The organism is Bradyrhizobium dasycarpum, assembly GCF_042019905.1.
Lineage (GTDB): Bacteria > Pseudomonadota > Alphaproteobacteria > Rhizobiales > Xanthobacteraceae > Bradyrhizobium > Bradyrhizobium japonicum_B.
The window spans coordinates 5,592,688-5,604,801 of the sequence record NZ_CP169574.1; the positions used below are offsets into that span (position 1 = coordinate 5,592,688).

At 66.2% G+C, this 12,114-nt stretch carries 11 protein-coding genes and 4 pseudogenes; 13 read left to right on the forward strand and 2 right to left on the reverse strand.

Translation table 11 applies throughout. The features are described from left to right. Positions 1-41 precede the first annotated feature (41 nt). The 3 genes from phnD to phnE (ACETMP_RS26705) all read left to right on the forward strand — a co-directional run bounded on the left by phnD (position 42) and on the right by phnE (ACETMP_RS26705) (position 2,777). Complete coding sequence (phnD, locus tag ACETMP_RS26695) at positions 42-977, forward strand: phosphonate ABC transporter substrate-binding protein (RefSeq protein WP_375158493.1); 936 nt, start codon at positions 42-44, stop codon at positions 975-977. A gap of 73 nt (positions 978-1,050) precedes the next feature. Beyond that, a complete protein-coding gene (gene phnE / locus ACETMP_RS26700; RefSeq protein ID WP_375158494.1) occupies positions 1,051-1,935 on the forward strand; it encodes a phosphonate ABC transporter, permease protein PhnE in 885 nt (294 codons plus the stop codon). Next, positions 1,932-2,777, forward strand: a complete 846-nt coding sequence (gene phnE, locus ACETMP_RS26705; RefSeq protein ID WP_375158495.1) for a phosphonate ABC transporter, permease protein PhnE — start codon at positions 1,932-1,934, stop codon at positions 2,775-2,777. Before phnE (ACETMP_RS26700) ends, phnE (ACETMP_RS26705) begins: the two co-directional genes overlap by 4 nt. Positions 2,778-2,908: 131 nt before the next feature. Here the strand turns inward: phnE (ACETMP_RS26705) and phnF are convergent, their stop codons facing one another. Further along, positions 2,909-3,637: a phosphonate metabolism transcriptional regulator PhnF gene (gene phnF, locus ACETMP_RS26710; RefSeq protein WP_375158496.1), complete on the reverse strand. Its 729-nt coding sequence runs from the start codon at positions 3,635-3,637 to the stop codon at positions 2,909-2,911. A gap of 119 nt (positions 3,638-3,756) precedes the next feature. Here phnF and phnG point away from each other — a divergent pair, with 119 nt between their 5' ends. The 9 genes and pseudogenes from phnG to ACETMP_RS26755 all read left to right on the forward strand — a co-directional run bounded on the left by phnG (position 3,757) and on the right by ACETMP_RS26755 (position 10,734). Further along, positions 3,757-4,221, forward strand: coding sequence for a phosphonate C-P lyase system protein PhnG (phnG, locus tag ACETMP_RS26715; protein ID WP_375161997.1), 465 nt, complete (start codon positions 3,757-3,759; stop codon positions 4,219-4,221). A 4-nt stretch (positions 4,222-4,225) separates the two neighbouring features. After that, positions 4,226-4,825, forward strand: a pseudogene (gene phnH / locus ACETMP_RS26720) (phosphonate C-P lyase system protein PhnH); the annotation flags it as partial. Positions 4,826-4,836: 11 nt separating this feature from the next. Continuing rightward, positions 4,837-5,939, forward strand: a pseudogene (locus tag ACETMP_RS26725) (carbon-phosphorus lyase complex subunit PhnI). Then, on the forward strand, positions 5,936-6,826 hold the full coding sequence (locus ACETMP_RS26730) for an alpha-D-ribose 1-methylphosphonate 5-phosphate C-P-lyase PhnJ (RefSeq protein ID WP_375158497.1): 891 nt from the start codon (positions 5,936-5,938) through the stop codon (positions 6,824-6,826). Before ACETMP_RS26725 ends, ACETMP_RS26730 begins: the two are co-directional and overlap by 4 nt. Continuing rightward, the gene (gene phnK / locus ACETMP_RS26735) at positions 6,819-7,616 is read left to right on the forward strand and encodes a phosphonate C-P lyase system protein PhnK (RefSeq protein WP_375158498.1); all 798 of its coding nucleotides are present in this window, start codon (positions 6,819-6,821) and stop codon (positions 7,614-7,616) included. The genes ACETMP_RS26730 and phnK overlap by 8 nt, the downstream gene beginning before the upstream one ends. A 22-nt stretch (positions 7,617-7,638) precedes the next feature. Beyond that, positions 7,639-8,339 (forward strand): annotated as a pseudogene (gene phnL / locus ACETMP_RS26740) (phosphonate C-P lyase system protein PhnL). A gap of 11 nt (positions 8,340-8,350) precedes the next feature. After that, positions 8,351-9,505 (forward strand): annotated as a pseudogene (locus ACETMP_RS26745) (alpha-D-ribose 1-methylphosphonate 5-triphosphate diphosphatase). Beyond that, positions 9,502-10,098, forward strand: coding sequence for a phosphonate metabolism protein/1,5-bisphosphokinase (PRPP-forming) PhnN (gene phnN, locus ACETMP_RS26750; RefSeq protein WP_375158499.1), 597 nt, complete (start codon positions 9,502-9,504; stop codon positions 10,096-10,098). The pseudogene ACETMP_RS26745 and the gene phnN overlap by 4 nt, the downstream one beginning before the upstream one ends. Before the next feature lie 24 nt (positions 10,099-10,122). Further along, positions 10,123-10,734 carry a pyridoxamine 5'-phosphate oxidase family protein gene (locus ACETMP_RS26755; protein WP_375158500.1) on the forward strand — a complete coding sequence of 204 codons (612 nt, stop codon included), beginning with the start codon at positions 10,123-10,125 and terminating at the stop codon, positions 10,732-10,734. A gap of 58 nt (positions 10,735-10,792) precedes the next feature. Here the strand turns inward: ACETMP_RS26755 and ACETMP_RS26760 are convergent, their stop codons facing one another. Continuing rightward, on the reverse strand, positions 10,793-11,524 hold the full coding sequence (locus tag ACETMP_RS26760; protein WP_375158501.1) for an SDR family NAD(P)-dependent oxidoreductase: 732 nt from the start codon (positions 11,522-11,524) through the stop codon (positions 10,793-10,795). A gap of 389 nt (positions 11,525-11,913) precedes the next feature. On the opposite strand from ACETMP_RS26760, the gene ACETMP_RS26765 reads away from it, so the two are divergent. After that, a complete protein-coding gene (locus ACETMP_RS26765) occupies positions 11,914-12,108 on the forward strand; it encodes a hypothetical protein (protein WP_375161998.1) in 195 nt (64 codons plus the stop codon). The last annotated feature ends 6 nt before the right edge of the window (positions 12,109-12,114 follow it).

Consider the following 12,114-nt stretch of genomic DNA (forward strand, 5'->3'; position numbering starts at 1 on the left):
AGTTTTTGCGTCAACCGACCCCAACCGATGAAGAGGGTAACATGATCACTCGCAGACTGGTCCTCGCCGGCGCCGCCGCGCTCGCGTTCACGACTTCAGCCCTGGCTGCCGATTGGAAGGCGAAACATCCCGAGCTGACCTTCGCGGTCGTGCCGGCCGAGAACGCCTCCGGCGTGACCGAACGCTGGGCGCCGTTCATGAGCTATCTCTCCAAGGAGCTGGGCGTAAAGGTCACGTTGCGCATTGCCAACGACTACGCCGCCGTGATCGAAGGCCAGCGCGCCGGCAACATCCACATCGCGAGCTACGGCTCGGCCGCGTTCGCTCGCGCCCGCCTGACCGGCGTCAAGTCCGAGGCCTTCGCCAATGACGTCAACGCCGACGGCTCGACCGGCTATTATTCGGTGTTCTTCGTCAAGGCGAGCAGCCCCTACAAGACCCTCGATCAGCTCAAGGGCAAGAATCTTGGCCTGGTCGACCCGAACTCGACCTCCGGCAACAACGTACCCCGCTTCGAGCTCGACAAGTTGGGTATCCATGACGCCGACAGCTATTTCGGCAAGGTCGTCTTCACCGGCAGCCACGAGAACGCGATGCTGGCGCTGGCACAAGGCACGGTCGAGGTTGCCGCCAACCAGTGGACCAGCGACGACGATTCTACGCTCGCGCAGATGCTGACCAAGGGCATGCTGAAGAATGCCGACGGGTCGGCGATGAAGAAGGACGACTTTCGCATCATCCACAAATCGGCGCCGATCATCAATGGTCCCTATGCTTTCAACTCCGACCTGCCGGAAGACGCCAAGGCCGCCATTGTGAAGGCGTTCTTCGACGCGCCGACCAAGGACAAGGCCGCGTTCGATCGCCTCTCCGACGGCCAGAAGAAGGGCTTCCATCCCGCCACCACCAAGGATTGGGATGGCACGATCGAGTTGATCAAGTTCGTCGACGCCCTGCGTAAGAAGAAGGCGTCCTGAGTATCACGACGATACCACTGGAGCCGGGTCGATCGACCCGGCTCTTTCTTTGACGGGACTTCATCTCAAGCCCATGACAACAGCGGTTTCGATCCTTCCCGAGCAGCAGCTCGCCGTGCTCAACGCCGCCTATCGGCAGGCGGTGGCACGCAGGCGGCTCCGCCTCCTGTTCGGAGCCTCGATGTTCGCCGCGGCGCTGGTTCTCGCCGCGGTCGGCGCGGAAGTGAATCTGCGCACGCTGTTCAGCTATTTCGGCAACTTCGTCAGCTATTTCGACCGCATTTTTACGCTCGACAGCGGCCAGCGGGTCTGGACCGATGTCGGCGAGTGGCTCTGGGGCTGGCGCAAATGGCTGAAGATGCTGGGCGAGACCCTGCTGATCAGCTACGTCGGCACGCTGATCGGCGCGATCCTCGCATTTGGCCTGAACTTCCTCGCCGCCGAGAACACCTCGCCCGCACCCTGGCTGCGCTTCGTCGTCCGGCGCCTGCTCGAATTCGCCCGCACCGTTCCGGGCATCGTGTTCGCGCTGGTGTTCGTGATTGCCTTCGGGCTGGGTCCGATGGCCGGCGTGCTCGCGATCGCGATCCATTCAACCGGTGCGCTCGGCAAGCTGTTCTCGGAGGTCGTCGAGAACGCCGACATAAAGCCGGTCGAGGGCATCCGCTCGACCGGCGCAAGCTGGCTGTCGTGCATGCGCTTTGCCGTGGTGCCGCAGGTGACGGCGGGCTATGCCAGCTACGCGCTGCTGCGTTTCGAGATCAACGTCCGCGAGGCCTCCGTCATGGGGTTCGTCGGCGCCGGCGGCATCGGCCAGGAGCTCGTCGTCGCCATTCGCAAGTTCTATTACTCGGATGTCAGCGCCATCCTGCTCACCATCATCGTCGCCGTCTTCCTCATCGACATCAGCACGGGCTGGCTGCGCGGCCGCCTGTTCGGCAAGGAGGCGCGGACGTGACGCCGCACGAGGTCGATCCGCGAGAGCTTCGCGCCCGCTATCCCGACGTGTTCGACCGTCCCGCTTCGGCGCGGCTGGCGATGCCGGCGATGATCGTCGCGGCGTTCGCGATCCTGATTTACGGCCTGGTCGATCTCGACTTCTCGCCGTCGCGCTTCTTCGCCGGCCTCAGTCAGCTCGGCTGGATCACTTTGATGATGATCCCGCCGGATCCCGGTTCCTCGCTGCCGGTCTATCTCAAGGCGCTCGGCGAGACGCTGTCGATCGCGCTGCTCGGCACCACGCTGGCCGCCGTGTTCGCGCTTCCCGTCAGCCTGCTTGCAGCGCGCAACGTGGTGCCGTCGAGCATCCTGCGCTTCCCGGTTCGCCGCGTGCTGGATTCGATCCGCGGCGTCGACACCCTGATCTGGGCGCTGGTGTGGATCAATGTCGTGGGCCTCGGGCCGTTTGCCGGGGTGCTGGCGATCGCCGTGTCGGATTTCGGTGCGTTCGGCAAATTGTTCTCGGAGGCGATCGAGGGCGCCGATAAGAAGCAGGTCGAGGGCATCCGCGCCTCCGGCGGCAGTGCCCTGCACGAGATCCGCTTCGGCCTGATGCCGCAGGTGCTGCCCGTCATCGCCGGCCAGGTGCTCTACTACATCGAATCCAACACCCGCTCGGCGACCATCATCGGCATCGTCGGCGCCGGCGGCATCGGCCTGCAACTCGCCGAGCAGATCCGTGTGCTGGAATGGCAGAGGGTGTCGTTCCTGATCCTGTTGATCCTGGTCGCGGTCGCCGCGATCGATTTCATCTCGGGCAAGCTGCGCTTTGCGATTATCGGCAAGCGAGCAGTCGCCTGACCGTCGGTGCTGCAGGGTGGGCAAAGGCGCGTCAGCGCCGTGCCCGCGAATTTTCTCCGACATGATCAAGGTCGTGGGCACGCTTCGCTTTGCCCGCCCTACGGCATCTCTCACTTCAACTGGCAGAGGAGCTACGGCTCCACCACAAACTCCACCCGCTCCGCCGCGAAGCGCGAATGCTTGGTCATCAGCGGCTTGCCGTGGAGATCGTGGTCGGTGGCGTCGACCACGAGGATCGGGCGTCCCAGCGCGAGATCCAGCCGCGCCGCGTCGGTGGCGTCCACGATGCCTGCGGTGATCCGGGTCGCGCCGCGCCGATAGTCGCGCACGCCGTAATGGGCGAGCAGTTTCGTCATCGAGCGCGTCGCCGCGAACACGGCGCCCGCATTCGGGAACAGCTCGGCCGACAGCCAGGTGGTGGAGACGCAGATCGGGGTGCGGTCGGCGAGGCGGATCGCCTCGATCCGCACCAGGGGCGCGCCGGCCTTCAGTCCCAGCTCCCGTGCGAGCTCGCGCGTCGCGATATCGTCGGTCGCCTCGATCAGCCGTCCATGCGGCTCGCGGCCGCCGGCACCGACGATCTCGGAGAACCGCGTGCGCGAGCGCAGGGGATAAGCCAGCTTCTGCGCTTCGACATAGGTGCCGCTGCCGCGCTCGGCGCGCACCAGGCCACGCTCGGCGAGGGCGGCCAGCGCGCGCCGCACGGTGTGGCGGTTGACGCGATAGGTTTCGGCGATCTCCATCTCGCCCGGCAATTTGTCGCCGGCCGCGAAGCGGCCATCGGCGATGCCGCGCTCGATGCCGTCGGCAACGAGGCGCCACAGCGCGACGCCGGACGATGCAGTGTCTTGCATGCTCATATCGCCGGTCAGCCTAGCCCAGAAATCACGCACTTGTCACGAAACAGTCATGGCGCTCCCGTATGAAGTTGTCTATTATCATAGACAACTTCGATGCGGCAAGCTCCGTCAAAGGTTCGGTGAATCGGGTGACCCAGCACAACAACCAGCAAGCCCAGCGCAAGGCCGCGATGGCCGTGCTGGCGCACGCGGAGGCGGGCGAGATCGCCGCCCGCCTCCGCGACTTACGCATCCCTGACCATCAGGATCTGCGCGCGCCGGAAAATGGCCTCGTCATGCTGCGCGGCCGGATCGGCGGCGACGGCGCACCCTTCAATCTCGGCGAAGCCACCGTGTCGCGAGCAGCGGTGAAGCTCGCGAGCGGCGAGGTCGGGTTCGGCTACACGCTCGGGCGTGACGGCGAGAAGGCGCGGCTGATCGCGCTGTGCGATGCGCTGGTGCAGTCCCGCGACTTCGGCGGCGCGGTGGAGCGGGATGTAATCGCGCCGTTGCGTGAGCAGCTTATGATTCGCCGCAATCAGGCGGCGGCGGAGACCGCCGCCACGAAGGTTGATTTCTACACCATGGTGCGCGGTGAGGGGTGAGATCATGACCACGATTGCCGAATTGCCGCCGGGTTTCGCCGACAAGGTGCTGTCGGCGCAATCGACCTTTCGCTCGGTGATGGACGCGATGGCGCGGCCTGGCTCGGTCCATCGCATCGTGCCGATGGCGGGGGCGCCTGATACGATGATGCGCGGCACCGCCGCGATCGCGCTGACGCTGTTCGACCACGACACTCCGCTCTGGCTCGACGCGCGGATGGCGGCGAGCCCGGACGCGGCGAAATGGCTGAAATTCCACACCGGCGCGCCTTTGGTGCAGGATAGCTCGGTAGCGAGCTTCGCGCTGATCGGTGACGGCGCCGCGCTTCCGCCGCTCGAACGCTTCGCGCTCGGGACCAGCGAATATCCGGATCGCTCCACCACGATCATCCTCCAGGTGGAGAGCCTCAACGCAGGCCGCAGCTTCGAGCTGCGCGGTCCCGGCATCGACGGCGCCGTGAGGCTCCAGGCGTCGATCAAGCCGTTCGATCTGTTCGAGCGCCTGCAGGTCAACGAGGCGTTGTTTCCGCGCGGCATCGATGTCGTGCTGGTCGCCGATGACGCCGTGGTCGCGATCCCCCGCACCACGCGCGTCGTGAGCAAGGAAGCTGAAGCATGTATGTCGCAGTCAAAGGCGGCGAACGCGCCATCGACAACGCCCATCGCCTGCTCGCCCACAAGCGGCGCGGCGACCAGAGCGTTCCGGAGGTCACGCTCGACCAGATCTCGGAGCAGCTCGGCCTCGCCGTCGACCGCGTCATGAGCGAAGGCTCGCTCTACGATCGCGAGCTTGCGGCGCTGGCAATCAAGCAGGCGCGCGGCGATCTGATCGAGGCGATCTTTTTGGTTCGCGCCTTCCGCGCCACGCTGCCGCGTTTCGGCGCCAGCGAGCCGGTCGACACTGGTGCGATGCGGGTGCAGCGGCGGGTGTCCTCGACCTTCAAGGATATTCCCGGCGGCCAGATCCTCGGCCCCACCTTCGACTACACGCACCGCCTGCTCGATCCCTCGCTCGCGCAGGGATCTGCGCCGGAGACGCCGGCCACCGCCGATGCCTCCACCGCCCCGACGCCGCGCGTGACGGACATTCTCGGCCGCGACGGCTTGATCGAATCCTCGCCGCAGGCGGGGAGGGCGCCGGCGTCGGCGATCTCACTCGCGAGCCACTGAATTTTCCGGCAGACCGCGATCTGCGGCTGCAGAATCTGGCGCGCGGCGACGAAGGGTTCTTGCTGGCGATGGGCTATTCCACCCAGCGCGGCTATGGCCGCAACCATCCTTTTGCCGGCGAGATCCGCTTCGGCGAGGTCGAGGTGGAGTTCTTCGCGGAAGATGCCGGCTTCGCGGTGCCGCTCGGCGCCATCGAGCTCACCGAGTGCCAGATGGTCAACCAGTTCAAGGGCTCCGCGACCGAGGCGCCGTGCTTCACCCGCGGCTATGGCCTCGCCTTCGGCCAGAGCGAGCGCAAGACCATGTCGATGGCGCTGGTCGATCGGGCGCTGCGTGCCCGCGAGCTGGGCGAGGAGGTGCGTGCCCCCGCGCAGGACGAAGAATTCGTGATGTCGCATTCGGACAACGTCCAGGCGACCGGCTTCGTCGAGCACCTGAAGCTGCCGCACTATGTCGACTTCCAGTCCGAGCTCGGCCTGCTGCGCAAGCTGCGGCAGGAGTTCGCGGATGCCCAAGCGCCCGAAGCCATGAAGGAGGCCGCGGAATGAACGCGCCGGCCTATAATTTCGCCTATCTCGACGAGCAGACCAAGCGGATGATCCGCCGCGCCATCCTCAAGGCGATCGCGATCCCCGGCTATCAGGTGCCGTTCGCCAGCCGCGAGATGCCGATGCCCTATGGCTGGGGCACCGGCGGCGTGCAGGTGACCGCCGCGATCCTGGGGCCTTCCGACGTGCTCAAGGTGATCGACCAAGGCTCCGACGACACTACCAACGCGATCTCGATCCGGAAATTCTTCGCCAAGACCGCGGGCGTCGCCACCACCACGGCGACGGAGGAGGCGACCGTGATCCAGACCCGTCACCGCATTCCCGAGGCGGCGCTGAGCGAGACCCAGGTGCTGGTCTATCAGGTGCCGATCCCGGAGCCGCTGCGCTTTCTCGAGCCGCGCGAGACCGAGACGCGACGCATGCACGCGCTCGCCGAATACGGCCTGATGCATGTGAAGCTCTATGAGGACATCGCCCGGTTCGGCCACATCGCTACCGCCTACGCCTATCCGGTGAAGGTGAACGCGCGCTACGTGATGGATCCGTCGCCGACGCCGAAATTCGATAATCCCAAGATGGACAATTGCCCCGCGCTGCAATTGTTCGGGGCCGGCCGCGAGAAGCGCATCTACGCGATCCCGCCCTACACGCAGGTGGTGTCGCTCGATTTCGAGGATCACCCGTTCGAACCCTACCGCTTCAACGCGCCCTGCGCGCTGTGCGGGGCGGAGAATTCCTATCTCGACGAGATCGTCACCGACGACAAGGGCAGCCGCATGTTCGTCTGCTCCGACACCGATTATTGCGAGGGCCGCCAGGCCGCCGGCCATCACGGCAGCGAAAGTGCCGCGCCGTACAAGGAGAAGGCGAGCTCACATGGCTGATCACGATCTGCTTGAGAACGACGAGCCGCTGCTGGTCGCGACATCGCTCAGCAAGTCCTTCGGCCACATCGCCGCGTGCCGCGACGTCTCGTTCGCGCTCTATCCCGGCGAGGTGCTGGCGATCGTCGGCGAATCCGGCTCCGGCAAGTCGACGCTGCTCCAGCTGCTGTCGGGCCAGCTGGCGGCCAGCGGCGGCCACGTCTCCTACCGGATGCGCGACGGCATCACCCGCGATCTTGCCACGCTCGGTGAAGCCGAGCGGCGCTTCCTGTTCCGCACCGATTGGGGCTTCGTGCACCAGGATCCCGCCCAGGGCCTGCGCATGGCGGTCTCAGCCGGCGCCAATGTCGGCGAGCGGCTGATGGCGGTGGGCTGGAACCATTACGGCCGCATCCGCGAGACCGCGTCCGACTGGCTCACCCGGGTCGAGATCGACATCGCACGTATCGACGATGCGCCGCGCACCTATTCCGGCGGCATGCGCCAGCGGCTCCAGATCGCGCGTAACCTCGTCACCGAGCCGCGGCTGGTGTTCATGGACGAGCCGACCGGCGGCCTCGACGTCTCCGTGCAAGCCCGCCTGCTCGACCTCCTGCGCAGCCTCGTCGCCGAACTGCATCTTGCCGTCATCATCGTCACCCACGATCTCGCGGTGGCGCGCCTGCTGTCGCACCGGGTGATGGTGATGAAGGGTGGCAGGGTCATCGAAACCGGTCTCACCGACCAGGTGCTCGACGATCCGCGCGAGCCCTACACGCAACTCCTCGTCTCCTCGATTCTGCCGCCATGAGTCTCTCGATATGGGTTTTGCAATGACCGCCATGATCGATATCGCCGATGCCAACAAGACCTTCACGATGCACCTGCAGGGCGGCATCGAGCTGCCGGTCGTGCGCGGCGTGACCTTCCAGGTCGATCCGGGTGAATGCGTGGTGCTGTCGGGTCCGTCGGGCGCCGGCAAGTCGTCGATCCTCAAGATGATCTTCGGCAATTACCGCTGCGACAGCGGCCGCATCGGCATCCGCCATCGCGGCGCGTTGATCGATCTCGCCAGCGCCGAGCCGCGGCAGGTGCTCAACGTCCGCCGCGCCACCATCGGCTATGTCAGCCAGTTCCTGCGGGCGGTGCCGCGCGTTGCCACAATCGACGTCGTCGCCGAGCCGCTGATCGTGAACGGCGCGGCTCGTGCCGATGCACAGGCCCGTGCCGGCGAACTGCTGCATCGCCTCAACATCCCCGAGCGGCTGTGGCGGCTGCCGCCCGCGACCTTCTCCGGCGGCGAGCAGCAGCGCGTCAATATCGCGCGCGGCTTCATCTCGGACCTGCCGATCCTGCTGCTCGACGAGCCGACCGCCTCGCTCGATGCCGCCAACCGCGCTGTGGTGGTCGAGCTGATCGCCGAAGAAAGAAGCATCAGGGCGTCGCCATGGTCGCTATTGTCCATGACGACGAAATCCGTCATCTGATCGCGGACCGCATCGTCGACGTCACCAGCTTTGCCGCCGCGGCCTGAGGGACAGGGAAATGAACGCCAAGCCAAAGGACATTGTGATCGCCAACGCCAGGATCGTGCTGGCCGAGCGGGTGATCGAGCAGGGCTGGCTCGCTCTCGCCGACGGGCGCATCGCCGAGATCGGGGAGGGCCGGGCGCCCGCAGGTGCTGAGGATGCCGGCGGCGATCTCGTCATGCCCGGCCTGATCGAGCTTCACACCGACCATCTCGAAGCCCATTACGTGCCGCGGCCGAAGGTGTTCTGGAATCCGGTCGCGGCGGTGGTCTCCTATGACGGCCAGCTCGCCACATCGGGCATCACCACCGTGTTCGATTCGCTCCGGGTCTGGCGCGAGGACGGCGCCGAGGAGGTCGACGGCCGCGCCGGCGTGCTGGCCGCCGCGATCACCACCGCCCGCGAGGCCAGCCTGCTGCGCGCCGATCACTTCCTGCATCTGCGCTGCGAAACCCCGATGCCGAGCGTGGTCGAGGAGGCCAGGAGCTGATCGACCGTCCCGACGTCAAGCTGATGTCGCTGATGGATCACACCCCCGGCCAGCGCCAGTTCCGCGACGAGGTCAAGCTGCGCGATTATTATCGCGGCAAGGGCGGCGGCAAGACCGATGCCGAGCTCGACGAGCTGTTCGCCAAGCGCTTCGAGTATCGAAGCTATACGCCGCAACCAATATACGCGAGATCGTGGCGCTGGCGCATCGGTACGACATCCCGCTCGCCAGCCACGACGACACCACCGAGGAGAACGTCGCGGATGCCGTGCGCGACCGGGTCTCGGTCGCGGAATTCCCGACTACGCTGGAAGCCGCGCGTGCCCTGCACCAGGCCGGCATCGACATCCTGATGGGCGCGCCGAACGTCGTGCGCGGCGGATCTCCTCCGGCAACATCGCCGCGGTCGACCTCGCCCGCGAGGGCCTGCTCGATATCCTGTCGTCGGACTACATTCCCTCGAGCCTCCTGATGGGCGCGCTGCAATTGCCCGACCATGTCCCGGCCATCAGCCTTCCCGCTGCGATCCGCACCGTGACGAAGGCGCCCGCCGAGGCGGTCGGCCTCACCGATCGCGGCGAGATCGCGACCGGCAAGCGCGCTGATCTGATCCGCGTGCATGTTGCAGGAAACGTTCCGGTGGTCCGCAGCGTCTGGCGCGAGGGACACCGCGTCGCATGAGCGAGACCGCGACCACGGCCGAGGGGAAGGCGGGCGCGATCGGCCCCGGCCGGCTCGTGCTCGTGGTCGGCCCCAGCGGCGCCGGCAAGGATACGCTGCTGCGGCTGGCGCAGGCGGCCTGCGCCAGTGATCCCGGCGTCGTGTTTCCGCGCCGGGCCGTGACGCGCGAATCCTCCGCCGACGAGGACAACGACGCGCTGACGTCGGATGAATTCCGCCGCGCCCGCGAGTACGGCGACTTCGCCGTGCACTGGGACGCACACGGTCATTCCTACGCGCTGCCGCGCGACATCAACGACCATATCAGTGCCGGACGCACGGTCGTCGCCAACGTCTCGCGCACGGTGATCGGCGGGCTGCGCCGAATCTATGCCAATGTCGTGGTGGTCGCGATCACGGCACCGCCGGAGGTGCTGGCGCAACGGCTCGCCGCGCGGGCACGGCAGAGCGATGGCGATATCGCCGAACGTCTCACCCGCAGCATCGACGACGCGACGGCGCAGGCCGACATCACCATCCTCAACGCCGGCAGCGCAGAGGATCACAGCCGCGAGCTCGTGCGCGTCATCAGGAGCGAAGGCCGGCAGGAATAGCCGGTCCACCACGGAGAGAGCGGAATGTCGGTGATCGAAACGGTCGAGCAGTTGGAGTCCATCTACGGCGTCACCAACGACGCCTCGACCGTGAAAGTCGCCGACCATATCACGCCGCTCTATCGCGTCTTCATCGAGAAGGCACCATTCGCCGCGCTCGCCACCATTGGGCCCGAGGGCATCGACTGCTCGCCGCGCGGCGATCTGGCCGGCTTCGTCCGTGTCCACGATCCCAAGACGCTGATGCTGCCGGACCGTCGCGGCAACAACCGGGTCGATTCGCTGCGCAATATCGTGCGCGATCCCCGGGTGTCGCTGATGTTCCTGATTCCCGGCTCCGGCAATGCGGTCCGGGCCAATGGCCGCGCGCATCTCTCCATCGATCCCGAGCTCCTGGCCTCGTTCAAGGTCGAAGGCAAGGCGCCGCGCAGCGTCATGGTGATGCATGTCGACGAGATCTACTTCCAATGCGCCCGCGCCATCGTCCGCTCCGACCTCTGGAATCCCGACAAGCGCATCGACCCGAAGACGCTGCCGACGCCGGGCCAGATCCTCGCCGAGATGAGCGACAACAAGGTCGGCGGCGCGGAATATGACCGCGCCTGGCCCGAACGGGCCGCGGCGACGATGTGGTGATCGTCCGCGCTCTCTCGTCTCCCTCTCGCCGCAAGCGGGGAGAGGTAGAGTCATCCCTCTAATTGAACGCCATCCCGCCGCTCAGCGCGATGGTCTGTCCGGTCATGTAGGCGTTGTCGACCAGCAGCATCACGGTCTTCGCTACCTCATCCGCCGTGCCGAAGCGGCCGAGCGGGATGCGGCTGACGAGCGCGGGCTGGCCGCTCATCATGTCGGTCTCGATCAGCGACGGCGCCACCGCATTGACGGTGATGCCCTCCTTGACCAGCCGCGCCGCATAGCCGCGCGTCAGGCCCTCCATGCCGGCCTTTGACGCATTGTAGTGCGGGCCGATCGAGCCGGCGCCGCGCGCGGCGCCGGAGGAGATGTTGACGATGCGGCCCCATTTCCGCGCGCGCATCGATGGCAGCACCGCTTGCGTGCACAGGAAGGCCGATTTCAGGTTGACCAGGATGGTGCGGTCGAAATCGTCCTCGGTGAGATCGTCGATGCCGCGCGTGATCGCAATGCCGGCATTGTTGACCAGGATGTCGATCGGCCCGAGCCCGGCCGTGACGCGATCGACCATATCAGCCACGGCTTCGCGCTGCGAGACGTCGGCGGCGACCACGATGGCGCGCCCGCCCTGCCTGCCGATCTCCCCCGCGAGTTGTTCAGCCTGGCCAATTCGCTCGCGGCAATTGATCGCCACCGCCGCACCTGCATCGGCCAACGCATGACAGACAGCCGCGCCAATCCCGCGCGAGCCGCCGGTGACGAGCGCCGTGCGCCCCTTTAGAGCATTCGTCATGTCGTCCTCCCGCATTTCTTTTCGCCTCTCTGGGTAACGGTACCACGCTGTGGAGCCCTAGCGTGTTGACATCATCGCGAGATGATTTCGGCTGCGACGGCTTCTGCGCGGAGAAGTGCGCGCACGCGACCGCGGCAAATATGGATAGCCATTTCATTGACCGATCGAGTCTTTCCCTCGATATTCGAAGCATCGAAACTGCATCGTCGAGCCGGAAGCTGCCGCATGAGATCGAATGACCAGCGAGTGAGAAGCGACATGCGCAAGCGCATGATGCGTCGCTGCGTCTCGGCCGCGACCGGCGCCTGTTGTTGCTGCTGATCGCCGAGCCAAAGTCCCGATCGCAATCTCTTGACAGGAGCGCCGACCCGTTCGGCGAACGAGCAGCCATGCCCAAAGCCTATATCATCGAAGTTCACGACCGCACCGCCGGCATCATCGCCAGCGACGATCGTGGCTTCCGCTTCTTTTCATCCGAGCGACTGTTCGACAGCCTCGAAGGCCGCCAATTCCGTTCGGCCCGCGACGCCGAACGCGCCGCACGCGCCGTGTTCGCCGAGCGCCGGCACCTTGTCTCAATCTGAGCACCA

Excerpts from the sequence above, each read along its gene's own strand:
- phnD (WP_375158493.1), top strand. The coding sequence starts at position 42 with ATGATCACTCGCAGACTGGTCCTCGCCGGCGCCGCCGCGCTCGCGTTC.
- phnE (WP_375158494.1), top strand. The coding sequence starts at position 1,051 with ATGACAACAGCGGTTTCGATCCTTCCCGAGCAGCAGCTCGCCGTGCTC.
- phnF (WP_375158496.1), bottom strand. The coding sequence starts at position 3,637 with ATGAGCATGCAAGACACTGCATCGTCCGGCGTCGCGCTGTGGCGCCTC.
- ACETMP_RS26730 (WP_375158497.1), top strand. The coding sequence starts at position 5,936 with ATGAACGCGCCGGCCTATAATTTCGCCTATCTCGACGAGCAGACCAAG.
- phnK (WP_375158498.1), top strand. The coding sequence starts at position 6,819 with ATGGCTGATCACGATCTGCTTGAGAACGACGAGCCGCTGCTGGTCGCG.
- phnN (WP_375158499.1), top strand. The coding sequence starts at position 9,502 with ATGAGCGAGACCGCGACCACGGCCGAGGGGAAGGCGGGCGCGATCGGC.
- ACETMP_RS26755 (WP_375158500.1), top strand. The coding sequence starts at position 10,123 with ATGTCGGTGATCGAAACGGTCGAGCAGTTGGAGTCCATCTACGGCGTC.
- ACETMP_RS26760 (WP_375158501.1), bottom strand. The coding sequence starts at position 11,524 with ATGACGAATGCTCTAAAGGGGCGCACGGCGCTCGTCACCGGCGGCTCG.
- ACETMP_RS26765 (WP_375161998.1), top strand. The coding sequence starts at position 11,914 with ATGCCCAAAGCCTATATCATCGAAGTTCACGACCGCACCGCCGGCATC.